The organism is Amycolatopsis sp. NPDC005003 (assembly GCF_053600695.1).
On sequence record NZ_JBSGAI010000037.1, the window covers coordinates 64,480 to 86,506 of the forward strand.

Sequence of the window (22,027 nt, forward strand, 5' to 3'; positions counted from 1 at the left end):
AGAGCCGCTTTCGGTCACGATAGACGAGAACGTGTTTCAGTTCTAGGGTAGCCACCATGGACGCACTCGTCGCGGACGTGGTCATCGTGGGTTTCGGGGCGGCCGGCGCCTGCGCCGCTCTGGAAGCGGCCGACGCGGGCGCCGACGTCGTCATCGTCGAGCGCTTCGCCGGCGGCGGAGCCAGCGCGGTCAGCGGTGGCATCGTCTACGCCGGTGGTGGCACCGGCCAGCAGCTCGACGCGGGTGTCGACGACTCCGTCGACGCGATGTACGCCTACCTGAGGATGGAAACCGGGGACGTCGTCTCGGAGCGGACGCTGCGGCGGTTCTGCGAGGGCAGCCGCGAGATGATCACCTGGCTGGAGGGCAACGGCGTGCCCTTCGAAGGCAGCCTCTGCCCGTACAAGACGTCGTACCCGAGCGACCGGCACTACCTCTACTACTCGGGGAGCGAAGCCGCCGGCGGGTTCCGTGACGCGGCGAAGCCGGCTCCGCGCGGTCACCGCGTCAAGGGGCCCGGGACGTCGGGGAAGATGCTGATGGCCCGGCTCAAGGCGGCCGTGCGCGCCCGCGGCATCCGGGTGCTCACCCAGACGACCGCCCGCAGCCTGATCCGCGACGGCTCGGGCCGCGTGACCGGCCTCGTCGTCGACACCCTGGGCGACGCCCCCGCATCGGTCCGGGCGCGGCACCAGCGCTTCGCCCAGTACGCGGCGAAGCCCGGGATCTACGTGCCGTCGCTGCGGAAGTCGCTGCACCGCCGGGTCGAGCGCTTCGAACGGGCACACGGCCGTGAGCTGCGGATTTCCGCCCGGCGCGGGGTCGTGCTCGCCGCGGGCGGGTTCATCGCCAACCGCGAGATGGTCCGCGAGCACGCGCCCGCGTACCGTGGCGGGCTCCCGCTCGGCACGTCGGCCGACGACGGTTCGGGCATCCGGCTCGGCGTCTCGGCCGGGGGCGCGACCGGCGAGCTGGGCCGGATCTCCGCGTGGCGGTTCATCACGCCGCCGAGCGCGTTCCTCGGCGGGATCATCGTCGACGCCGCGGGCCGGCGGGTGATCGACGAGTCCCGGTACGGCGCCGCGGTCGGCGAGAAGCTGATCGAGGAGCACGCGAGCAGGGGGTGGCTGCTCGTCGACGCGCCGATCGTCGCCGAAGCGCGGCGGGACACGAAGGCGCAGAGCCAGTGGTTCCAGGGGCTCCAGCTGCGGTACCTGCTGCGGCGCGGCCGCGTCACCGGCGCGACCGTCGAAGAGGTGGCCCGCAAGGCCGGCGTCGATCCCCAGGGGCTGCGCGCCAGCGTCGAGGCCTACCACGGCGACCGGGATCCGGTGGGCAAGCCGACCGAGTTCGTGCGGCGCCTGGACAACCCGCCGTACTCGCTGATCGACATCTCGGTGCGGCCGAACCTCGGGTACCCGACGCCGATGCTCACCCTCGGCGGGCTGGTCGTCGACGAGGACACCGGCGCGGTGCGGAGCACGGCGGGGGCGCCGATCCCCGGGCTGTACGCCGCCGGCCGCACCGCCGTGGGAATCTGTTCCAGGTCGTACGTGAGCGGCCTGTCGCTGGCCGACTGCGTGTTTTCGGGTCGTAGAGCGGGGATCAACAGTGCCCTGGCGCAGGGCGTTCTCGACAAAAACGAGAACGTGTTCTAGTCTTGCTGGGTAGTTGAGACTAGAGAGGAACGCGCATGAGCGAGCAGGTGATCGCCGGGGTCCGGGACCTCCTGCCGGTCCTGCGGGAACGGGCCCAGGACACCGAGGACGCGCGCCGCGTCCCCGAGGAGTCCGTCAAGGCCCTGCAGGAGACCGGGTTCTTCAAGCTGCTGCAGCCGAAGCTCCACGGGGGCTTCGAAGCCGACCCGGTGAGCTTCTACACCGCGGTGAAGCTGATCGCGAGCGCGTGCGGGTCCACCGGCTGGGTCGCCTCCATCCTCGGCGTCCACCCGTGGCACGTGGCGCTGTTCGACGCCCAGGCGCAACAGGAGGTCTGGGGCGAGGACCAGGACGTGCGGATCTCCTCGTCGTACGCGCCGATGGGCAAGGCCGAGGTCGTCGAGGGCGGCTACCGCCTCTCGGGCCGGTGGAGCTTCTCCTCCGGATCCGACCACTGCACGTGGGTGCTGCTCGGGGGACCCGCGTTCTCCGGCGGCAAGCCGGTCGACTTCTGCACGTACCTGCTGCCGATCGCCGACTACTCCATTGTGGACGTCTGGGACACGATCGGCCTGCGCGGCACCGGCTCGAACGACATCGTCGTCGAGGACGTCTTCGTGCCGCAGCACCGGGCGCTGAGCTTCATCGCGACGTCGAAGTGCAAGGTGCCGGGCCAGGCCGTCAACCCCGGTCCGCTGTACCGCCTCCCGTACGGTTCGGTGCACCCGACCACGATCACCGCGCCGATCATCGGCATGGCCCAGGGTGCCTACGACGCGCACGTCGAGCACCAGCGCAAGCGCGTCCGGGCCGCGTACGCCGGTGAACAGTCCAAAGAGGATCCGTTCGCCAAGGTGCGGATCGCCGAGGCGGCCAGCGAAATCGACGCGGCCTGGCTGCAGCTGACCCGCAACATCGAGGAGCTGTACGAACTCGCCAAGCGCGAGGAACGGCTGCCCGCGGACCTGCGGCTGCGCGTCCGGCGCGACCAGGTGCGCGGCACCGAACGCGCGATCTCCGCGATCGACCGGCTCTTCGAGAACTCCGGCGGCCGCGCGATCCAGCGCGGCACGCCGATCCAGCGCTTCTGGCGCGACGCGCACGCCGGCCGCGTCCACGCGGCCAACGACGCCGAGCGCGCGTACGTCATGTACGGCACCGGCGCCTTCGGGCTCCCCGTCGAGAACGCGATGTACTGATGGCGGCTCCCGAAGGCAAGTACGTCCAGGCCGGCTCGCTGAAACTGCACTACCACGAGGCCGGCGCCGAACACGCCGAGACGGTGATCCTGCTGCACGGCGGCGGGCCCGGCGCGTCGGCGTGGAGCAACTTCGGGCGCAACCTGCCGGAGTTCGCCAAGCACTACCGCACGATCGCCGTCGACCAGCCCGGCTTCGGGCGCTCGGACAAACCGACCGAGCACCCGCAGTACTTCCGGCACAGCGCGGACGCCGTCGCCGGGCTGATGGACACGCTCGGCATCGAGCGCGCCCACTTCGTCGGCAACTCCCTCGGCGGGGGCGCGGCGGTGCGGTTCGCGCTCAACCACGGGAAACGAGCCGGGCGGCTGGTGCTGATGGGGCCGGGCGGGCTGAGCGTCAACCTGTTCGCGCCCGATCCGACCGAAGGCGTCAAGAACCTCGGGCGGTTCGCGGCCAAGCCGTCGCGCGAACGCATGGAAGCGTTCCTGCGGATCATGGTCCACGACCAGGCGCTGGTCACCGACGAGCTGATCGACGAACGCTTCGCCGCCGCGAACACGCCGGAGTCCCTGGCCGCGATGCGCGCGATGGGGATGTCGTTCGCGCAGCCCGACACCTACGAAGAGGGCATGCTCTGGCGCGAAGCCCACCGCCTGCGCCAGCGGGTGCTGCTGATCTGGGGGCGCGAGGACCGCGTCAACCCCTTGGACGGCGCTATCCTCGCGCTGAAGACGATTCCGCGCGCGCAGCTGCACGTGTTCGGCGGCTGCGGGCACTGGGCCCAGCTGGAGAAGTTCGACGAGTTCAACCGGCTGGCCCTCGACTTCCTCGGGAGTTCCTGATGGGCATCCGGTCACTGGGCTACCTCCGCATCGAAGCCACCGACATGGCGGCCTGGCGCGAGTACGGCCTCAAGGTGCTCGGCATGGTGGAAGGCAGCGGCACCGACCCGGACGCGCTCTACCTGCGCATGGACGACTTCCCGGCGCGGCTGGTCATCTCGCCGGGCTCCGCGGATCGCCTTGCGGTGACCGGCTGGGAGGCGGCCAACGCCGGCGAGCTCGCCGAGATCCGGTCGCGGTTGGACAGTGCCTCGGTGCCGTACAAGGAGGGCACGCCGGAGGAACTGGCCGACCGCCGTGTCGACGAGCTGATCAGCTTCGACGACCCGTCCGGCAACACCCAGGAGGTGTTCCACGGCGTCGCGCTGCAGCACCGGCGCGTGGTGAGCCCGTACGGTCACAAGTTCGTCACCGGCGAGCAGGGTCTCGGCCACGTCGTTTTGTCCACAAAGGACGACGAGGCATCGCTGCGGTTCTACCGCGACGTCCTCGGCTTCCGGCTGCGCGACTCGATGCGGCTCCCACCGCAGATGGTCGGGCGCCCGGCCGACGGGCCGCCCGCGTGGCTGCGGTTCTTCGGCTGCAACCCGCGGCACCACAGCCTGGCGTTCCTGCCGATGCCGACGCCGTCCGGGATCGTGCACCTGATGGTCGAGGTGGAGAACACCGACGACGTCGGCCTGTGCCTCGACCGCGCGATCCGGCGCAAGGTGCCGATGTCGGCCACCCTCGGCCGGCACGTCAACGACCTGATGCTGTCCTTCTACATGAAGACCCCGGGCGGCTTCGACGTCGAGTTCGGCTGCGAAGGGCGTCAGGTCGACGACGACAACTGGATCGCGCGCGAGAGCACCGCGGTGTCGCTGTGGGGCCACGACTTCTCGGTCGGCGCGCGGCCCCCGGGCGCATGACGTCCGTGGCGGTCGACCAGACCGAGTTCAGGAGCGTGCTCGGGCACTTCTGCACGGGCGTCACGGTGGTCACCGGCCGTGACGGCGACACCCTCGCCGGGTTCGCCTGCCAGTCGTTCGCGGCGTTGTCGCTGGACCCGCCCCTGGTGCTGTTCTGCCCGGCGCGCACGTCGCGCACCTGGCCGGTGCTGGCCGCGGCGGGGCGGTTCGCGGTCAACGTGCTGGCCGAGGACCAGCAGGAGGTCAGCGCGGTGTTCGGCGCCCGCGGCGAGGACAAGTTCGCCCGGTTCGGCTGGACCCCGGCGCCGTCCGGCGCGCCGTTGCTCGACGGCGCGCTGACCTGGATCGACTGTGCACTGGAAGCCGTGCACGAAGCGGGTGACCACTACGTCGTGATCGGCCGGGTGACGGCGCTGGGCGCGCCGTCGGAAGCGCGCCCGCTGCTGTTCCACCGCGGCCGCTATGCCGTCACCGAGCCGGCCCGTGATGCGCTCGCCGCCATGCTGCCCTGGCCGCGTCCCGACGACTGGCTGTAACCGGCGTAGCTCCACCGGGTGGTTGTGCACGGTTTCACAGGTGGGCCGCATCCCATTCGCAAGAGAAAGCCGAGCCCCGGCGCGCACACTGTTACCGAGAAGACATCTTCCCGGGAGGAGTGAGTCGCGCATGCGTGGGCCCAGCGGACGGATCGCCCGGTTCGGGCGCCGGGTGCGCCCCGGCCGCAACCCCGTGGCCCGGGCGGGCGACCGCGTCGAAGCCCTCCTGCTGCTCCTGGCCGTCGTCGGCGCGTTCCTCGCGATCCCGTTCGCGGCGGCGTTCGGTTCGGAGACGTACGCGGCGCAGAACGCCCGAGCCGCGGAGGAACGCGCCACGCGCTATCCGGCGACGGCGGTGTCCCTGGCGGCGGCGTCCGGCCAGCCGTACAGCACCGACGGAGCCGGCGCCCCGGCGGCCGAGGCGACCGTCCCGGCGGCCTGGTTCGACGCGCGCGGCGTCCGCCACACCGGCGACGTCCTCGCCGACCCGGGCAGCCCGGCGGGCACCCACGTGCCGATCTGGCTGGACGCCCGCGGCGAGCCGGCCGCCGAGCCCCTGTCGACCTCGACCTCGGCGGTGGACGGCGTGTTCGCGGCGATCTTCCTGTGGGCGGCGATCACCGGAGCCCTGGTCGGTTTGTACGCCGCGGCCCGGTTCGTCCTGACCCGCTTCCACTCGGCGGCGTGGGACCGGGCGTGGTCCGAAGCCCGCCACGACAGCCGGTTCTGACTCACTTCCAGCGGAAGTGCACGAACACCCTGCCGAAGTTGTCCTTGTCCTTCTCGACCCGGTGGTAGAGCGCCTTGACGTCCTTGCGTTCGAGAAACCGCAGGACGTGCTTCTTCAGCTGACCCGATCCCTTCCCGGGGATGATCTCGACGAGCGGCGCCTTCTTGGCGACGGCCTCGTCGATGATCGCCTTGAGCGCGCGGTCGATCTCGCCGCCTCGGTTGTAGATGTCGTGCAGGTCCAGCTTGAGCTTCACAGTGCCTGCCACCAGCCGTCGACCGCCGGGGGTGCCGCCGCGTCGATGCGCTCGCCCGGGCGGGGGATCGCCAGCGGGAGGTCGGCCTCCTTGGCTTCGCTCCACACGCGGTCGGCCGGCTCGCCCCACGGGTGCATCGCCAGCTGGAACGTCGCCCAGTGCACCGGGACCAGCAGCTTCGCCCGGACGTCGAGACCCGCCGCCACGCCTTCCTCCGGGGTCATGTGGATGTCCGGCCACTGCGGGGCGTACGCCCCGATCTGGATCAGGGCCGCGTCGAACGGGCCATGCTCCGCGCCGATCGCCGCGAACCCGTCGAAGTAGCCGGTGTCGCCGCTGTAGAACACCCGGTGCTCGGGGCCCAGCAGCGCCCACGACGTCCACAGCGTGTCGTCGTTCGTGATGCCGCGGCCGGAGAAGTGCTGGGCCGGCGTCGCGACGAAGCGGACGCCCGCCACCGTCGCCTCTTCGTGCCAGTCGAGCTCGATGATCCGGTCCGCCGGGACGTGCCAGCGTTCCAGGTGCGCGCCCACGCCGAGGGGCACGAGGAAGGGGGCGCCGGAGGAGCCGACCAGCGCGCGGACCGTGGCCAGGTCCAGGTGGTCGTAGTGGTCGTGCGAGATGACCACGGCGTCGATCCGGCCGAGGGCCGACAGCGGCACCGGGGGTTCGTGCAGCCGCCGGGGGCCGGCGAACGCGGCGGGGGAGACCCGGTCGCTCCACACCGGGTCGAGCAGGACCCGGGCGCCGTCGAGCTCGACCAGCGCGGTCGCGTGGCCGTACCAGGTCAGGTGCAGCCCCTCCGCCGATTCGACCGGCGCCGCCGCGACCAGGGGTACCGCGCCGGCCGGTTTGCGCAGCTCACGGTGCTCGCCGAAGAACATCTCGCGGAAGATGGTCCGCATCGAAGCCGCGGTCATCGGGTGCCGCGGCGCCGCGTTGCGGAACACCTTGCCGTCGAACTGCGGCGACGTGCGGACCCGCTCGGCCCGGGCGCCGGCGGCTTTCGCGCCGAAGGCCGCCGGCAGGTCCCGGAGGGCCGCGATCGTCTTTCTCATGCCCCGAGTCTACGAACGCTTCCTGAGAGGGGCCCCAGCTTCGTGCAGGTGGGTGAGCGCCTGCCGGTAGGACTCGACGAGGCTCGTCTGCAGGTACGGAATGCCCAGCTCGGCGCAGTAGGCCTGGACGATCGGCTGCGCCCGCCGCAGGTGCGGCGACGGCATGCTCGGGAACAGGTGGTGCTCGATCTGGTAGTTGAGACCGCCGAGAGCGACGTCGGTGACGACGCCGCCGCGGACGTTGCGCGAGGTCAGCACCTGCTTGCGGAGGAAGTCCAGCTCGGGACGCCCGGTCAGCGTCGGCATGCCCTTGTGGTTGGGGGCGAAGATCGATCCCATGTAGACACCCCAGAGCCCCTGGTGGACGGCGAAGAACAGCAACGCCATGCCGGGGGACAGCACGGTGAACAGCGCGCTCAGGTAGAGGACGAAGTGCGCGGCGAGCAACGCGGCTTCCGTCTTCCGGCGCCGCAGTCCCGGCCTGCGGACCGCCCGGATCCCGGACCAGTGCAGGTTCAGGCCTTCGAGGGTGAGCAACGGGAAGAACAGGAACGCCTGGTAGCGCCCGATGAACCGGGGGACACCGCGGCTGGCGCGCGCTTGGTCCTTCGACCAGACGAGGATGTCCGGATCGACGTCGGGGTCGAGCTCCTCGTGGTTCGGGTTGGCGTGGTGGCGGGTGTGCTTGTCCATCCACCAGCCGTAGCTCATCCCGATCCCGAGGTTCCCGGCGAGCAGCCCGGCGATTTCGGTGGGCCGCCGTCGCCGGAACACCTGCTTGTGCGCAAGATCGTGCGAGAGCAGGGCGATCTGCCCGAACATGACGGCCATGAACCCGGCGACGGCGAGCTGCCACCACGAGTTCCCCAGCAGGACGAAGGCCACCCAACCGGCGGCGAACAACCCGGCGACAACGACGATCCGGGCGGTGTAGTAGCCGGGACGGCGCTTCATCAGGCCGGCGGCGGAGACGCGGTGGCTCAGCCGGGCGAAGTCGCTGCCGACCTGGTTCTCGGTGGTGGTCACCCACCCGAGTCTTCGCGACGGCGGGCCGGCCGGGAATCCGGTGCGCTCGAAGGACTTTCCGGGGGCCAGCCCTACCGGCCGCGCTGGTATACGCGCATGGTCATGCTTGCTGAGCATTCGTCACGCCTGCGCAGGGGCAGTCGCCGGAAGGGAGGCTGCGACACTCGGAGCTGTGTTCGATGCTGGTTGACGTGGAATCTTGTAAGGTTCCCCCTCGTGGTCGGTGAAGCTGAGTCAACACCGGTTCGGCAAGGGGGAAGCAATGGCATGGAACGAACTACCTGCACGAAACGACCCGAATCTGGTGGTGCAGATCTATTACTTGCGCTTGAACGCGCTTCCCAGCTTGTTGTCCCGTGAGAGCGTCAAGCTGTTCACGCATTTGTGGGAATCGGCATCGTCTGCCGATTTTGCTAGCTTCAAACGCAGCATTCTTGCCAGCGTTACCATCGCGGACTCGATCAGATCCTTTGCTCTTGAGGAGATCACCGAATCGCAGATCGAGGTGGGCGAATGGTTTGTCCACAGCGGCGTAACGCACTATCTGTCGCACTCCGAAGGGAACCGTTCGGCGACAATACGACTGCCCGACGGGAAGACGATTTCAGCCACGGTTCGGAGTGACTGTTACATCACGAACACGGCATCCGTGAACATGGTGGACGACGACGACATTTCCTTGGTGGTCGGCCGACTGCTGTCGCCAACGAAGTTCGACCTCATAGCGGCGGGCTACCGTGATCCCCTGCCTTCGTTCGCGGGAGGTGGAGAGCTGGACCTCAGTAAAGAGAGAAGTGCGTTCGAGCTCGCGGCGAACCTGTCGGGCTTTGGGGGAAACCTTCCTCTCATAAAGTATGACGGATTCGATGACGGAGATTGGCTGCGGTATGTAGTTCAGGACATGCTCACCCATTTCGGTAACTGCATCCGTGATCAGGGTGCGTGGCGGTTCCTCTATGACAGAGACGGGTGTCCGGTGCACGAGCTGCAGCACCAAAGCCTGTTCCGGATGTTCGCCAACTTCATATTTCGAGGATTCGGTATCACGGTACATCCCGGTGCGAACTGTGGTAACGGTGCAACAGATCTCACTCTTGCGCTGCGCCGTTCCGTGCACATTGTCGAGTTCAAGAAGGACCACGACAGGGTGACATTGAGTCGCGGACTTCTTGAGCAGCTTCCTGCATATATTCGTTCGGCTGATGCACGCTCCGGCACTTTTGTGGTGCTTTGTCACCGGTATGAGCCGAAGGATGTGCGCGACATGCTCACCGAGAAGCTGGATGAGCTGAAGGCAGTTCCATACCCGATCGACATCAGTATCATCGACTGCCGCCGCCAAGTGAGTGCTTCGATCATCGGCCGATAAGGACCCAACGGCCGCCTGATCCGTCCGCCGCGGAGATGCGCACCTACCAGGCCGGTCCGGACATTGTCGGCCCCCTGACCGCGAGGGCCGTGGCCACGGCTGACAACACCGGCTCCGCCGTCAACGGCCGGAAGAGGCGCCGCGCAAGGTCGCCCGAATCACGGCCGGCATGTCGACCCAGCGGCGGCGCCCCCTGATCCGCTACGCGACGTACTCCGCGAGGTGTTTCCCGGTCAGCGTCTTCTTCCGCGCCTTCACCAGCTGCTGCGGCGTCCCCTCGAAGACGACCCGGCCGCCGTCGTGGCCGGCGCCCGGGCCGAGGTCGACGATCCAGTCCGCGTGGGCCATCACCGCCTGGTGGTGCTCGATGACGATCACCGACTTGCCGGCGTCCACCAGCCGGTCCAGCAGGCCCAGCAGCTGCTCGACGTCCGCCAGGTGCAGGCCCGCCGTCGGCTCGTCGAGGACGTACACCCCGCCCTGCTCCGCCATGTGCGTCGCCAGCTTGATCCGCTGCCGCTCGCCGCCGGACAGCGTCGTCAGGGGCTGGCCCAGCGTCAGGTAGCCGAGGCCGACGTCGGACAGGTGCGTGAGGATCTTGTGCGCCGCCGGCAGTTTGGCGTCACCGGTGGCGAAAAACTCGAGTGCCGAAGACACCGGCATCGCGAGCACCTCGCTGATGTCGCGGCCGCCGAAGGTGTACTCCAGCACCTCGGCGTTGAACCGCTTGCCTTCGCAGACCTCGCACGGCGTCGCCGTGCCCGCCATGATCCCCAGGTCCGTGTAGACCACGCCGGCGCCGTTGCAGTTCGGGCACGCGCCTTCTGAGTTCGCGCTGAACAGCGCCGGCTTAACGCCGTTGGCCTTGGCGAACGCCTTGCGGATCGGCTCCAGCAGACCCGTGTACGTCGCCGGGTTGCTGCGGCGCGAGCCGCGGATGCCGGTCTGGTCGACCGTCACCACACCCTCGCCGCCGGACACCGAGCCGTGGATCAGCGAGCTCTTGCCCGAACCCGCCACCCCGGTCACGACCACCAGCACGCCGAGTGGGATGTCGACGTCGACGTCCTGCAGGTTGTGCGTCGACGCCCCGCGCACCTCCAGCACCCCTGACGCCTTGCGCACCGACGGCTTCAGCGACGCCCGGTCGTCGAGGTGCCGCCCGGTCAGCGTGCCGCTGGACCGCAGACCGTCCACAGTGCCCTCGAAGACGATCTCGCCACCCTCGGTGCCGGCGCGCGGGCCGAGGTCGACGATGTGGTCGGCGATCGCGATCGCCTCGGGCTTGTGCTCGACGACCAGCACCGTGTTGCCCTTGTCGCGCAGCTGCAGCAGCAGGTCGTTCATGCGCCGGATGTCGTGCGGGTGCAGCCCGATCGTCGGCTCGTCGAAGACGTAGGTGACGTCGGTCAGCGACGACCCGAGGTGCCGGATCATCTTGGTGCGCTGGGCCTCCCCGCCGGAAAGCGTCCCGGATGGACGGTCCAGCGAGAGGTAGCCGAGCCCGATCTCGACGAACGAGTCGAGGGTGTGCTTCAGCGCGTCCAGCAGCGGCGCGACCGACGGCTCGGACAGCTTCCCGACCCACGCGGCGAGGTCGCTGATCTGCATCGCGCAGGCGTCGGCGATGCTGATCCCGTCGATCTTCGACGACCGGGCCTCCGCCGACAGCCGGGTGCCGTCGCAGTCCGGGCAGGTCTGGAAGGTCACCGCCCGCTCGACGAACGCCCGGATGTGCGGCTGCATCGCGTCGACGTCCTTGGACAGGAAGGACTTCTGGATCGACGGCACCAGCCCCGAGTAGGTCAGGTTGATGCCCTCGACCTTGATCTTCGTCGGTTCCTTGTAGACCAGGTCGTCGAACTGCTTCTTGGTGAACTTCTTGATCGGCTTGTCCGGGTCGAAGAAGCCGGAGCCGCGGAAGATGCGGCCGTACCAGCCCTCCATGCTGTAGCCCGGGATGGTGATCGCGCCTTCGTTCAGCGACTTGTTCTCGTCGAACAGCGCGGTGAGGTCGATGTCGTTGACCTTGCCGCGGCCCTCGCAGCGCGGGCACATGCCGCCGGTGATGCGGAAGCTGCGGCGCTCCTTGATCTGCCGCCCGCCTTTTTCGATGGTCACCGCACCGGCGCCGCTGATCGAGGCGACGTTGAACGAAAACGCCTGGGGCGAGCCGATGTGCGGCGTCCCGAGCCGGCTGAACAGGATGCGCAGCATCGCGTTGGCGTCGGTGGCGGTGCCGACCGTGGAGTGCGGGTTGGCGCCCATCCGCTCCTGGTCGACGATGATCGCGGTGGTGATGCCGTCGAGCACGTCGACGTCCGGTCTCGCCAGCGTCGGCATGAACCCCTGGACGAAGGTGCTGTAGGTCTCGTTGATCAGCCGCTGCGACTCGGCGGCGATCGTGCTGAACACCAGGGAGCTCTTGCCCGAGCCGGAGACCCCGGTGAACACCGTCAGCCGCCGCTTGGGCAGCTCGACGCTGACGTCCTTGAGGTTGTTCACGCGCGCACCGTGGACGCGGATCAGGTCATGGCTGTCGGCCACGTGCTTGCTCATCGGGTACTCCAGTTTTTGGTTCGGGCCTCGGCGGCTTGCCGGTATTCGTGCGGGGAAAGGCCGTAGGCGTCCCGGAAACGGCGGACGAATTGCGCGACGGGCAGGTCCGCCGCGCTCGCGAGCGTTTCGACGTCCAGGGGAGTCGTGCATTCACGGTCGATGCGGTCCCGGACGCGGCGCAACAACACCAATTCACGCAGGTGATTGTGTGCGGCGGCTTTCAGGCTGAGGCACATGCCGGGTTCCTTTCCGGAATGCGGCCGAGCACAGCCCGGGCCGCGATCGGGAGCAGCAGGAGGGTCAGCACGCCGGACAGCACGAGGCCGCCGGTGCTGCCGGTGAGTTCGATCAGGGGGCCGCCCAGTGCCAGCCCGAGCGGCGCGGCCACCGTGGCGCCGGTCGTCCAGAGCGTGACGACCTGCTGCTGTTCCCCGGGGGCGAGCCCCGACTGCAGGAAGCTGTAGGCGACCGGCGTGAACGGTGCGTAGACCAGGCCGCCCAGCCCGAAGACGAGCAGGGCCACGGTGAGGTCGCCGGTGACGGCGAGCGCGATCGGGCACAGTGCCCACAGGCCGATGATCGCGACCAGCAGCGGCCGCTGCGGCAGGTTCCGCAGCCGGCTGACCAGTGCGGAGCCGAGGAACGCGCCGGCCCCGAGCGCGCCCCACAGCACGCCCAGCCCGGACGCGCCGGCGTGCAGCTTCCCGCTCACGTACAGCGGGAGCGCCACCTCGACCGGCATGTAGAGGAAGTTGAAGAAGAATTCGACCACCAGCAGCCGCGCGGCGACCGGACGGCGGCGCAGGATCCGCCAGCCGGATTCGTGGGTGCCGCCGTCGCGCAGGGCGTCCCGGTCCCCGGCCGCGCGGGGAACGCAGGCCAGCAGGACCAGCGCTCCCGCCGCGTCGACGAAGAGCGCGAAGCCCGCACCGGCGGTCGCCACGACGACCCCGCCCAGCACCGGGCCGGCGATGTAGAGCGCGAACGTCGTGTTCAGCCCCAGCAGGCCGTTGACCGAGAACCGCCCGGCTTCGCCCGCGGCCGACGTCGCCAGCAGGCGGCGGCTGCTCGACCCGGCCAGCCGGAACGTCGCACCGAAGAGCAGCCCGGCGACCAGCACCGGCAGGGTGAGCCGGCCGGTGACGGCGAGCACGCCGAGGATGGCGAAGGTGGCCGACCGCAGCACGCAGTCGGCGACCAGCAGCGTGCGCGGCGGCACCCGCACCCGGCCGAGGCCGACGGCCAGGGCCAGCACGGTGGACAGGACGAACGGCGCGGCCTCCACGAGCCCGATGGCGATGGCCTTCGGGACGTCGCCGTGGAGGGAGAGCGTCTGGACGGGCATGGCCACCAGGAGCATGCCGGTGCCGACGTTGGCCAGGAGATCCCCCAGCAGGAGCCCGGCGATCCGCCGGTCGCGCAGCACCTCGCGGTAGCCGCGCGCGGGGGCGGTCGTGGTCAGCGCAGCTCCTGGATGCGCAGCAGGTTGCCGGCCGGGTCGCGGAAGGAGCAGTCGCGGATGCCGTAGGGCTGGTCGACCGGCTCCTGGACGACCTCGGCGTTGCCCGCCTCGAGCTTGGCGAACAGGGCGTCGAGGTCCTTGGTGGCGAGGTTGACCGAGGCGTAGGTGCCCTTGGCCATCATCTCGTTGATCATCCGGCGTTCGTCGTCGGTCAGGCCGGGCGTGGCGGCCACCGGCGCCAGCACGATCGCGGTGTCCGGCTGGTTCGGCGGGCCGACGGTGATCCACTGCATGTCGCCGTACTTGACGTTCTGGCGGACCTCGAAGCCGAGGAGGTCGCGGTAGAAGGCGAGCGACGCTTCCGGGTCGGTGTGGGGGAGGAAGCTCGAGTGAATGGTGACGTCCATGGTGGTCACCCTAGGTGGCCGCCGACGGCCGCGCTTCTCGATTCCTGATCGGTCTGGTGACCTGCTTGGCGACGCACGGCGGCATCCCGACGGTGGCCTCGGCCTGCTGCTCCCGGTACACGCTCGGAGGCATCCCGACCAGCTCCGCGAACCGGGTGCTGAAGGTGCCGAGCGACGAGAAGCCGACGGTGAAGCAGACCTCGGTGACGCTCAGCTCGCCCTTGCGCAGCAGAGCCATCGCGCGTTCGATCCGGCGCGTCATGAGGTACGAATACGGTGACTCTCCGTAGGCTCGCCGGAACTGCCGGCTGAGGTGCCCGGCCGACATGTTCACGCCCCGCGCCAGCGCCTCGACGTCGAGCGGCTGGGCGTACTCCCGGTCGATCCGGTCGCGCACGCGCCGCAGCAGCGCGAGGTCGCGCAGGTACTGCGCGGTGGCGGCGGTGCTGGTCACGCTTGGATCCTGCCATATGAGACGAAGACGGCGGAGGGCTTTCGTGTCGACCCTTCAATCACGCGTGTCGGCCCCTTCGCGCACGGCGTCCCGCGTGCTCGAACCCGGATCTCGCGTGACTGGAGGCGAATCTCGCGTGATCGGAAAGGCATCTCGCGTGCCTGGAGGGGCATCTCGCGTACCTGGAAGGTCGGCTTGCGTACCTGGAGGGTCGGTTTGCGTGCCTGGAAGGTCGACTCGCGTGATTGGGGGGACGACACGGAAAGCCGTCCCGGGGGTTCCCGTGCCCCCGGGACGGCCGTGCACCGGTGCTTCAAGACCGTGGCGCTCCTTCCGGCGGCATACCCGTCCGCCGGAACGACCGCCACGACCCGTGCGCCGAGGCGGAGTGACCCGCCGCGGCGCTCGACCCCGGGCCCCCGCCCGGTGCGCCGGAAGAAGGCCACCCCGGGGGCGTCGGGTTCCCTCGGGATGGCCCTCTCCTGGCCCGCCGGGCGCTCGGTCTTCCGGACGCGAGGCGGGCAGGGGGACGCTGGGGCCGGCCACCACACCACCCAGCCGCGGAGGGAGTGTGGTGGCCGGCAAGGGACGGTGGCCGCCGCGCGCAGCCCCGCCCCGGCTCTTCTACCTCCCCATCGGGATGGCCATGGTCGGCAGCGCGGCGCCGGGCTGGGCGGCGAACGCCGTGGTCGGCGGGGCCGGCAGGGACTGCGCCGGGAACGCCGTCGTCGGGATGTCGTTGGCGAACTCGCTCTCGAACTCGCGCTCGAAGGCCTGGTGGTCGAAGCCGCTGTCGAACTCCGCGGGCACGTCGGCCGCCAGCGCGGCGAGCGCCGGCTCGACCGTGGGCACCTCGGGGACCTCCGCGACGGGCGCGGGCTCCGGCTCGGGCACGTAGTCCGGCGCGGGGAGACGCCGGTCCAGCTCGAGCATCCAGTCGAGCATCGCCCGCGGCTTGTCCCAGCAGGAGATGCCGACGAGCCTGCCGTCGCGGACGAAGCCGGTGATGCCGTCGGCCAGCGACACGGTGTCCTCGGCCAGCGACGGCATCCCGCACATCTGCAGCCGGGTGTCGTACAGCGTCGACCAGGCGCGGGGGAGCGGGGTGAACGGCTTCGCGCTCGAGTGCCCCATCAGCAGGTTGTCCGCCGCGTGCCGGGCCGACTCGACGGCGTTGATCCAGTGCTCGACCCGCCGCGGGGTCTCGTCGAACCGCAGGTTCGGCCAGCGCGCGATGTCGCCGGCGATGACGACGTCGGAGGCGCCCTCGGCGAACAGCTTCGAGTCGCAGAGGACGCCGTCGCTGATGTCGAGGCCGGAGCCGCGCATCCAGTCGACCGACGGGACACTGCCGATGGCGAGCACGACGACGCTGGCGACCAGCAGCTGGTTGTTCGTCAGGTGCAGCCCGACGGTGTCCTTCGTGCTGATCCAGTGCCGGACTTCGCTCCGCATCGCCAGGTTCGCGCGGTGCTCGTGGTGCGCCTCGACGATGCCGCTGGAGACGCGGTCGCCGAAGCGGTGCAGCGGCGCCTTCGCGTGCCCGATCAGGGTGACGTCCCGGCCGATGTGCCGCATGCTCGCGGCGAACTCGTTGCCGATCAGGCCGGCGCCGATCACGACGGCCGGCTTCTTGCTGGCGTTGAGGCAGCGCCGCACCGCCATCGAGTCCTCGACCGTGCGCAGGATCCGCACCCGCGGGTCGTGCCGCGGCGCCCCGGGCAGGTGCCGCGGGTAGACGCCGGTGGCGGCGATCAGGCCGTCGTACCAGAGGGATTCGCCGCCGGGCAGGTGCACGACCCGCTCGGTGGTGTCCAGGTGCGTGACCCGCGCGCCGAGGCGCCAGTGCACGTCGAGGTCCGGCAGGTAGTGCGAAAGGCCCACGTCGCTGGGCCGTTCGGTCCCCATCACCAGCGCCTTGGAGACCATCGGGCGGTGGTAGGGCCGCCGGGCCTCGTCGCCGATCAGGACGATCTCGCCGTCGAACTTCTGTTCCCGCAGTCGCTCCGCGGCGCGCAACCCTGCGACACCCGCGCCGACGATGACGATCCGGTCGCCGTCAGCCATCGATGACCCCTCTCATCACGACCGCCTGCATCGGGCAGCAGCGGGCGGCCATCTTCGCCTGTTCAATGGTGGTTTCGTCCAGCAGCCGCGTGTGGAAGCGCAGGCGGCCGTCCTGGCCGAGGTCGAACACGTCCGGCGCCTCCATGGCGCAGATGCCGTAGAGCTCGCACCGGTCGTTGTCGACGCTGATCCGGGGCCCGCCGCCGGGCAAACGGAAGGGCATCAGGCCACCTGCTCTTCGACGAGGCCGATGCGCTCGAGCGTGCGGGCCGGCATGAACCGCAGCATCGACACCGTCACGGCCGGGACGAGCAGCGTGATGCCGCCCAGCCAGGTCACCGAGAGGTGGCCGTTGGCGATGGCGCCGAACCAGGAGTGGACCGCGATCAGCCCCACCGCCGGGTACGCGCAGCGGTGCAGCCACAGCCAGCGCCGGTAGGAGGTGAAGCGCTGCAGGCCCGCCGTCAGGAAGATGGCGAACATGACCTCGAAGCCGACGATGCCCGCGATGTGCCGCGCTTCCTGGCCGGACCCGAACGGGATGAACATGTAGCCGAAGCTGTACGGCTGGACCGTCAGGTAGGTGAAGCCCAGTGCGTGCACCGCGCCGAAGATGATGGTCGCGGTGGCCAGCACCATGTGGGTGCTGCGCAGGCCCTTCCGGCCGGTGACCGAGCGGATCCAGCCGGTCGCGGTGAGCACACCCCAGGTGAGCGTCAGCATCGCCGCCCCGTAGGACGTCCGGGCGGCGAAGGCGGCGAGGCCGCGGGCCGCCGGATCGGTCTTCGGCTGGAACTGCTGGGTGAGGAAGATCGTTGCGTCGTGCCATGTCTCAACCATGGCTACCCCCGGTTCTCGCGGTGGCCGGCCGGGACGTCCTGGCGCGGCCACGGTTGCTCTTGATCTGGCGCAGCGCGTAGAACAGGCCGCCGCCGAGCAGGAGGAACAGCGCACCCACCACGGCGATCTGGGACGTGTCGAGACCGAGCGGCTGGCCGACGGGCGCCGAGGTGGTGGAGACGGCCGGGGCGGGCAGCGCCGTGTAGTCGACCATGCCGGTGCTTTCGAGCATCGTCATGTGCCGCATGACGGCCTGGTTGCCGACGGTCGCGAAGGCCCGCACGTCGTCGTTGCGGGTTCCGGCCCGCAGCTGCGCCAGGACGTTGAACACCGCGCCGTGCGCCGCCCGCAGCCGGTTGGCGAACACGCGGTCGAACTCCGGGCCGGGGGAGGCGTTCATCTCTTCGGCCAGCCAGCCGCGCTGTTCGTCGGAGGGCTGGTCGGGGACCGGCGAGTTCAGCTTCTTCGAGAGGGCGCGGGTCGCCACGTCGAGGCGGCCGTGGTCCATCATGATCGCGAAGCCGACCTTCTGGACGATCGGGCTGCCCTTCTCCATCGCCATCATGCCGGAGGGCATTTCCCACAGACCGGCCTGGCGGACCTTGGTGAGCAGCACCGCGTCGGTGTCGGAAATCGCGCCGGTCTGGGCGAGGGAGGTCGAGCCCGGCGCGAGCAGCGCCAGCACCAGCGCCACGACGAACAGGATCCGGACCAGCGGCCGGGACCGCTCGAGGACGGACGAGGGCTCGAAGTCGAACCCGGCGAGCTCAGACGCCGAACGCATTTTGCCTCCACTCGTCCTGGGTCAACGTGATCTTCTTGCCGTCCGGCGCGATGGGGTACCACGCCTGGTCGAGGCCCTGGCCGGAGGTGTCGGCCGGTTCCTCGTCGCCGGTGAAGTGGTACAGCGGCCAGCCGGCCAGGGTGAGCTGCTGGATGCCGTCGGGCCGGGTGATCTCGCCGATCAGCGACTGGTCGACGTCGATCGGCGGGAGGTTGCCACCGGCCTTGACCGGGATCCACTTGGTCGCGCACGCGCCGGTGCAGTTCGACCGCGAGGGGTTGGGGGTGTCCCGGTCGTACCGGTAGATCGTGTACCCGGTGCCGTCGACGAGCAGGAGCCCGAGGTCGAACGTCTTCGCCGCCCTGAGCTGGCTTTTCGCCGGGTTGTTCGGGTCGGCGGTGATGCCCTGCGGCATCGGCAGGACGATCTGCCCCTGCTGTTGCTGCATGCCGGGCATCTGCATCCCGGCGTACCCGCCGTTCGAGGTGGCGGCGCTGGCAGTACAGGCAGTGAGCAAGGCGAGTGCGGTGAGGCACACGGCGGCGGGGACCACCGGGCGGGGAATGCGGATCACTGCTCCTCCGTGGGGCATGACTACGCGCTGTTGCCGGTAGTGCAACGGAAAAGGGCGCGAAAGATCCACAGTGGACATTCGGTCCGGAGTGGATGCGGAGCGTTGCGGGGGACAACGCCTGGTCGGGGTCTTCGGTAGGGGATACGGACACGGTCCGGAAACGGTTCAAAAAAGTTTTGCCCCGGTTCGGGGCCCGGAAGTACTGGACGTAGCCCGTCCGGCCCACCAGGATGTCCCGCGTGGGACGGCACACCCGAGCGCTGAGATCGATCGCGGATCAGGAGGCCGTCGTCGAACCCGACGGCGGCCACGACGATCTGGCGAAGGCGCTCTACCAGGAGTTCGGTGGGTCCCTGATGGCGTTCGCGCTGCGGCTGACCGGCCACGACCGGCAGTGGGCCGAGGACGTCGTGCAGGAGACCCTGATCAAGGCGTGGCGGAACGCCGACAAGCTCGACCGCCAGCCGGAGATGCTGCGTGCGTGGTTGTTCACGGTGGCCCGGCGTATCGTGATCGACGGCTGGCGCAGCCGCAGTGCCCGCCCCCAGGAGATCGAGGAGATCGAATCCGACGCGATCGCGGTGTCCGACGAATCGGACCGGACGCTCGCCGCGATGATCGTTTACGAGGCGCTGCAGGGCCTTTCGCCCGAGCAGCGGGAGGCCATCCAGCAGACCTACCTGCGCGATCGCACCGTGAACGAGGTCGCGGCGACCCTCGGCGTGCCCCCGGGCACCGTCAAGTCCCGCATCCACCACGCCGTCCGCGCGCTGCGCCGGGCCCTGCGCGAGCGGGGGTGAACTGAGCGTGGCCGGATCACCGCACACCGACGTCGCCGCCTACGTGCTCGGCGTCCTCAGCGAGGCCGAGAACACCCAGTTCGAAGCCCACCTGATGAACTGCCCGCACTGCCAGCTCGACCTGATCGAGCTCTACCAGCTGCCGGACGTCCTCGACCTGGTGAAGCGCAGCTGGCCGGAGCCCCCGATGCCGGCGCCCGGCCCGCGCACCCTGTCGCCGGGCCCGCGGGTGCTGCGCGGCCTCATGGAAGAGGCCGCCGTCAAGCGCCGCCGCCGTCGCCGGATCGGCATCCTCGCCGGGGCCGCGGCCGCGGCGGCCGTGATCGCCGGCCCGCTGGTGACCCTCGCGGTCCGGCCGGCCGACGCCGTCCCGCCCGCTTCGCTCGCCGCCCCGAGCAACAAGCAGCCGCCGCCGGCGACCAGCGTCCCGGCGACGTCCACCGCGCCGCCCGGAGGTGCCCAGGGGCAGCCCGGCGGCGGCCAGACCTACGGCCGCGGCAGCGGCGGGTCCGCCGTCAGCGCCCTGGTCACCGTTTCGCCGGTGGAGTGGGGCAGCCGTGTCGAACTCGAGCTGCGCGGGATCGTCGGGCCGGTGAAGTGCCAGCTGGTCGCCATCCCGGCCGCCGGTTCCGAGCGCGTCGTCTCCAGCTGGTCGGTGCCGCCCAAGGGGTTCGGCATCCCCGGCTCGCCCGAACCGCTGCGGCTGCAGGGCTCGGTCTCCCTGGCGATGGACCAGATCAGCCGGTTCGAGGTCCGCGGCGAGGACGGCACCGTCCTCGTCGTCGTCCAGCGCTGAATCTCTTTTGTTTTCGGTGAAACGCCGTGACCTGGGTAAATGCTGTCCGGTTGCGTTCTCGTAGATAACGAACAGATAACGAGCCGGTCGCTTTTGAACCTCGGGGCGCTCGTGTCCGTATCCCCCAATGCATCCCCCGATGCGTCCCGACAGCCGGAACCGCAAGCATCCCCCGACGGGTTCCGTGAGATCTCAAGCTCAATCAACGGTAGTTCTTGCCCGGGCTGCCGCGCCGTTGGCGCGCGCCCGGAAAAACGAACGAGGTGAACTAGTCTATGGCCCGGAATTCTCGGCCCCCCGTGACCGGCAAACACCGCGTTGCCCGCCGAACCAAGATCGCGATGGGCGCGATCGGCCTGGCGATCGCCGTCGGCGCCCTCGCCGTCGCGGTCACCGCGGGCCGCACGGGCGAAGCCAGCGCGGACCCCGCTGATCCGTCGTTCTTCATCGACATCACCAAGGTTCCCGCCGGCACCAACGTGAACGCGGCGTTGAAGAAGAAGGGCGTCCAGGGTTCCTTCACCGTCAACTGTGGAACCAACGCCGACGGTTCGCACCACAACCCGGACAACTTCATCGCGCAGCCCGGGATCAAGAACGGCGCCCAGCACCTGCACGACTACGTCGGCAACGTGACGACGGACGCCGATTCCAGCCTGAAGAGCCTCCTCGCCGGCGGCACCACCTGCAAGAACGGTGACAAGTCGGCGTACTTCTGGCCCGTCATCCGCATCGACAAGGAAGACGAGGCGACCGACAAGGGCAAGAACGAGAAGGCCAAGCAGCAGCAGAAGGGCAAGACCGGCGACGTCCAGCAGGACAAGAGCGCGCAGGACGCCAAGGACGCGCAGGACCAGCGCAACAGCCAGGGCGGCGGCCAGTCGGGCAGGAGCGCCCAGCAGCAGGGCGACCAGAACCAGAACGACCAGAACAAGAACCAGCAGAGCCGGAACCAGCAGCAGGGCGAGCAGAACAAGCAGCAGGACCAGAACAAGCAGCAGGACCAGAACAAGAACCAGCAGCAGAACCAGCAGGGCAAGAACCAGAACAAGGACCAGAACAAGGATCAGAACAAGGACCAGGGCCAGGTGGAAGAGCTCGGCGGTCCGCAGGGCGAGAACGAAGAGGTCGGCGACAACGACGGCGAGATCATCGAGCCGGAGTCCGCGACGCTGAAGTTCATCGGCGGTGGCGCGCAGAACGTCGTCGCGATGCCGCTGGGCCTGAAGATCCTCTACGGTGACGCCAAGCAGAGCACCAACGGCCCGAAGAACGCCCGGCCCAGCTGGACCTGCACCGGGTTCGAGGACCGGCTGACCGACAAGTACCCGATCTGCCCGCAGGGCAGCAAGGTCGAGCGGATCCACGCGTTCCCGAACTGCTGGGACGGCAAGAACACCGACAGCGCCGACCACCGCAGCCACATCGTGTTCGGCGACCAGCAGGGCAAGTGTCCGCAGGGCTTCAAGAACGTCCCGCAGCTGCAGGTCACCCTGGTGTACAACGTCCCGCAGGACGTCCAGAAGAACAAGCAGTACAAAGTGGACGCCTTCGCCCAGGAAGAGCACAACCCGAAGTCCGACCACGACGACTTCGCGAACGTGATGAACAAGCAGATCATGGGCCGCCTGGTCAACTGCATCAACTCCGGCAAGGTCTGCGCCGAATAACCCCCTTCGAAAGCGGGAAGGAGAAC

23 protein-coding genes are annotated in these 22,027 nt (G+C 69.6%); 10 read left to right on the forward strand and 13 right to left on the reverse strand.

What is annotated here, in order from left to right:
* Positions 1–56: 56 nt before the first annotated feature.
* The 6 genes from ACWED2_RS34530 to ACWED2_RS34555 all read left to right on the forward strand — a co-directional run bounded on the left by ACWED2_RS34530 (position 57) and on the right by ACWED2_RS34555 (position 5,879).
* On the forward strand, positions 57–1,658 hold the full coding sequence (locus tag ACWED2_RS34530; protein WP_449694705.1) for an FAD-binding protein: 1,602 nt from the start codon (positions 57–59) through the stop codon (positions 1,656–1,658).
* A gap of 35 nt (positions 1,659–1,693) precedes the next feature.
* On the forward strand, positions 1,694–2,857 hold the full coding sequence (hsaA, locus tag ACWED2_RS34535; protein ID WP_449694706.1) for a 3-hydroxy-9,10-secoandrosta-1,3,5(10)-triene-9,17-dione monooxygenase oxygenase subunit: 1,164 nt from the start codon (positions 1,694–1,696) through the stop codon (positions 2,855–2,857).
* On the forward strand, positions 2,857–3,702 hold the full coding sequence (gene hsaD / locus ACWED2_RS34540; RefSeq protein ID WP_449694707.1) for a 4,5:9,10-diseco-3-hydroxy-5,9,17-trioxoandrosta-1(10),2-diene-4-oate hydrolase: 846 nt from the start codon (positions 2,857–2,859) through the stop codon (positions 3,700–3,702). Before hsaA ends, hsaD begins: the two co-directional genes overlap by 1 nt.
* Positions 3,702–4,613, forward strand: coding sequence for an iron-dependent extradiol dioxygenase HsaC (hsaC, locus tag ACWED2_RS34545; RefSeq protein WP_449694708.1), 912 nt, complete (start codon positions 3,702–3,704; stop codon positions 4,611–4,613). Before hsaD ends, hsaC begins: the two co-directional genes overlap by 1 nt.
* Positions 4,610–5,149, forward strand: coding sequence for a 3-hydroxy-9,10-secoandrosta-1,3,5(10)-triene-9,17-dione monooxygenase reductase subunit (gene hsaB / locus ACWED2_RS34550; protein WP_449694709.1), 540 nt, complete (start codon positions 4,610–4,612; stop codon positions 5,147–5,149). Before hsaC ends, hsaB begins: the two co-directional genes overlap by 4 nt.
* A 130-nt stretch (positions 5,150–5,279) precedes the next feature.
* Positions 5,280–5,879, forward strand: a complete 600-nt coding sequence (locus ACWED2_RS34555) for an Rv1733c family protein (protein WP_449694710.1) — start codon at positions 5,280–5,282, stop codon at positions 5,877–5,879.
* Position 5,880: 1 nt separating this feature from the next.
* On the opposite strand, the gene ACWED2_RS34560 is transcribed toward ACWED2_RS34555, so the two are convergent.
* From ACWED2_RS34560 to ACWED2_RS34570, 3 genes are read right to left on the reverse strand one after another with little or no spacing between them, the layout of a single operon-like run.
* Positions 5,881–6,147 carry a Smr/MutS family protein gene (locus tag ACWED2_RS34560; protein WP_364446025.1) on the reverse strand — a complete coding sequence of 89 codons (267 nt, stop codon included), beginning with the start codon at positions 6,145–6,147 and terminating at the stop codon, positions 5,881–5,883.
* Positions 6,132–7,193: an MBL fold metallo-hydrolase gene (locus ACWED2_RS34565; RefSeq protein WP_449694711.1), complete on the reverse strand. Its 1,062-nt coding sequence runs from the start codon at positions 7,191–7,193 to the stop codon at positions 6,132–6,134. The genes ACWED2_RS34560 and ACWED2_RS34565 overlap by 16 nt, the downstream gene beginning before the upstream one ends.
* 9 nt (positions 7,194–7,202) lie before the next feature.
* Entirely contained in the window at positions 7,203–8,219 is a 1,017-nt protein-coding gene (locus ACWED2_RS34570; RefSeq protein WP_449694712.1) for a fatty acid desaturase family protein, read from the reverse strand.
* A 262-nt stretch (positions 8,220–8,481) separates the two neighbouring features.
* On the opposite strand from ACWED2_RS34570, the gene ACWED2_RS34575 reads away from it, so the two are divergent.
* The gene (locus tag ACWED2_RS34575; RefSeq protein WP_449694713.1) at positions 8,482–9,588 is read left to right on the forward strand and encodes a hypothetical protein; all 1,107 of its coding nucleotides are present in this window, start codon (positions 8,482–8,484) and stop codon (positions 9,586–9,588) included.
* Between the two features lie 201 nt (positions 9,589–9,789).
* On the opposite strand, the gene ACWED2_RS34580 is transcribed toward ACWED2_RS34575, so the two are convergent.
* From ACWED2_RS34580 to ACWED2_RS34625, 10 genes are all read right to left on the reverse strand, one after another.
* A complete protein-coding gene (locus tag ACWED2_RS34580; protein WP_449694714.1) occupies positions 9,790–12,147 on the reverse strand; it encodes an ATP-binding cassette domain-containing protein in 2,358 nt (785 codons plus the stop codon).
* Positions 12,144–12,383 (reverse strand): AraC family transcriptional regulator, encoded by a 240-nt coding sequence (locus ACWED2_RS34585; RefSeq protein ID WP_449694715.1) that lies wholly within the window; start codon positions 12,381–12,383, stop codon positions 12,144–12,146. The genes ACWED2_RS34580 and ACWED2_RS34585 overlap by 4 nt, the downstream gene beginning before the upstream one ends.
* Positions 12,368–13,573 carry an MFS transporter gene (locus tag ACWED2_RS34590; protein ID WP_449694716.1) on the reverse strand — a complete coding sequence of 402 codons (1,206 nt, stop codon included), beginning with the start codon at positions 13,571–13,573 and terminating at the stop codon, positions 12,368–12,370. Before ACWED2_RS34590 ends, ACWED2_RS34585 begins: the two co-directional genes overlap by 16 nt.
* A gap of 32 nt (positions 13,574–13,605) precedes the next feature.
* Entirely contained in the window at positions 13,606–14,016 is a 411-nt protein-coding gene (locus tag ACWED2_RS34595) for a VOC family protein (RefSeq protein ID WP_176176034.1), read from the reverse strand.
* 10 nt (positions 14,017–14,026) lie between these two features.
* Positions 14,027–14,470, reverse strand: a complete 444-nt coding sequence (locus ACWED2_RS34600; RefSeq protein ID WP_449694717.1) for a helix-turn-helix transcriptional regulator — start codon at positions 14,468–14,470, stop codon at positions 14,027–14,029.
* Positions 14,471–15,094: 624 nt separating this feature from the next.
* Positions 15,095–16,537: an NAD(P)/FAD-dependent oxidoreductase gene (locus ACWED2_RS34605; RefSeq protein ID WP_449694718.1), complete on the reverse strand. Its 1,443-nt coding sequence runs from the start codon at positions 16,535–16,537 to the stop codon at positions 15,095–15,097.
* Complete coding sequence (locus tag ACWED2_RS34610; protein WP_449694719.1) at positions 16,530–16,760, reverse strand: ferredoxin; 231 nt, start codon at positions 16,758–16,760, stop codon at positions 16,530–16,532. The genes ACWED2_RS34605 and ACWED2_RS34610 overlap by 8 nt, the downstream gene beginning before the upstream one ends.
* On the reverse strand, positions 16,760–17,377 hold the full coding sequence (locus ACWED2_RS34615; RefSeq protein ID WP_449694720.1) for a ferric reductase-like transmembrane domain-containing protein: 618 nt from the start codon (positions 17,375–17,377) through the stop codon (positions 16,760–16,762). Before ACWED2_RS34615 ends, ACWED2_RS34610 begins: the two co-directional genes overlap by 1 nt.
* Complete coding sequence (locus tag ACWED2_RS34620; RefSeq protein WP_449694721.1) at positions 17,370–18,161, reverse strand: DUF4142 domain-containing protein; 792 nt, start codon at positions 18,159–18,161, stop codon at positions 17,370–17,372. The genes ACWED2_RS34615 and ACWED2_RS34620 overlap by 8 nt, the downstream gene beginning before the upstream one ends.
* Positions 18,145–18,735, reverse strand: a complete 591-nt coding sequence (locus ACWED2_RS34625) for a hypothetical protein (RefSeq protein WP_449694722.1) — start codon at positions 18,733–18,735, stop codon at positions 18,145–18,147. The genes ACWED2_RS34620 and ACWED2_RS34625 overlap by 17 nt, the downstream gene beginning before the upstream one ends.
* A gap of 239 nt (positions 18,736–18,974) precedes the next feature.
* Here ACWED2_RS34625 and ACWED2_RS34630 point away from each other — a divergent pair, with 239 nt between their 5' ends.
* From ACWED2_RS34630 to ACWED2_RS34640, 3 genes are all read left to right on the forward strand, one after another.
* On the forward strand, positions 18,975–19,535 hold the full coding sequence (locus ACWED2_RS34630; protein WP_449694723.1) for a sigma-70 family RNA polymerase sigma factor: 561 nt from the start codon (positions 18,975–18,977) through the stop codon (positions 19,533–19,535).
* Between the two features lie 7 nt (positions 19,536–19,542).
* Positions 19,543–20,331 (forward strand): zf-HC2 domain-containing protein, encoded by a 789-nt coding sequence (locus tag ACWED2_RS34635; protein ID WP_449694724.1) that lies wholly within the window; start codon positions 19,543–19,545, stop codon positions 20,329–20,331.
* A 275-nt stretch (positions 20,332–20,606) separates the two neighbouring features.
* Positions 20,607–22,001, forward strand: a complete 1,395-nt coding sequence (locus tag ACWED2_RS34640) for a DUF1996 domain-containing protein (RefSeq protein WP_449694725.1) — start codon at positions 20,607–20,609, stop codon at positions 21,999–22,001.
* The last annotated feature ends 26 nt before the right edge of the window (positions 22,002–22,027 follow it).

Bases quoted from the DNA above. Each gene is read 5' to 3' on its own strand.
- ACWED2_RS34530 (WP_449694705.1), top strand. From the start codon at position 57: ATGGACGCACTCGTCGCGGACGTGGTCATCGTGGGTTTCGGGGCGGCC.
- hsaA (WP_449694706.1), top strand. From the start codon at position 1,694: ATGAGCGAGCAGGTGATCGCCGGGGTCCGGGACCTCCTGCCGGTCCTG.
- hsaD (WP_449694707.1), top strand. From the start codon at position 2,857: ATGGCGGCTCCCGAAGGCAAGTACGTCCAGGCCGGCTCGCTGAAACTG.
- hsaC (WP_449694708.1), top strand. From the start codon at position 3,702: ATGGGCATCCGGTCACTGGGCTACCTCCGCATCGAAGCCACCGACATG.
- hsaB (WP_449694709.1), top strand. From the start codon at position 4,610: ATGACGTCCGTGGCGGTCGACCAGACCGAGTTCAGGAGCGTGCTCGGG.
- ACWED2_RS34555 (WP_449694710.1), top strand. From the start codon at position 5,280: ATGCGTGGGCCCAGCGGACGGATCGCCCGGTTCGGGCGCCGGGTGCGC.
- ACWED2_RS34565 (WP_449694711.1), bottom strand. From the start codon at position 7,193: ATGAGAAAGACGATCGCGGCCCTCCGGGACCTGCCGGCGGCCTTCGGC.
- ACWED2_RS34575 (WP_449694713.1), top strand. From the start codon at position 8,482: ATGGCATGGAACGAACTACCTGCACGAAACGACCCGAATCTGGTGGTG.
- ACWED2_RS34580 (WP_449694714.1), bottom strand. From the start codon at position 12,147: ATGAGCAAGCACGTGGCCGACAGCCATGACCTGATCCGCGTCCACGGT.
- ACWED2_RS34585 (WP_449694715.1), bottom strand. From the start codon at position 12,383: ATGTGCCTCAGCCTGAAAGCCGCCGCACACAATCACCTGCGTGAATTG.
- ACWED2_RS34595 (WP_176176034.1), bottom strand. From the start codon at position 14,016: ATGGACGTCACCATTCACTCGAGCTTCCTCCCCCACACCGACCCGGAA.
- ACWED2_RS34605 (WP_449694718.1), bottom strand. From the start codon at position 16,537: ATGGCTGACGGCGACCGGATCGTCATCGTCGGCGCGGGTGTCGCAGGG.
- ACWED2_RS34610 (WP_449694719.1), bottom strand. From the start codon at position 16,760: ATGCCCTTCCGTTTGCCCGGCGGCGGGCCCCGGATCAGCGTCGACAAC.
- ACWED2_RS34615 (WP_449694720.1), bottom strand. From the start codon at position 17,377: ATGGTTGAGACATGGCACGACGCAACGATCTTCCTCACCCAGCAGTTC.
- ACWED2_RS34620 (WP_449694721.1), bottom strand. From the start codon at position 18,161: ATGCGTTCGGCGTCTGAGCTCGCCGGGTTCGACTTCGAGCCCTCGTCC.
- ACWED2_RS34640 (WP_449694725.1), top strand. From the start codon at position 20,607: ATGGCCCGGAATTCTCGGCCCCCCGTGACCGGCAAACACCGCGTTGCC.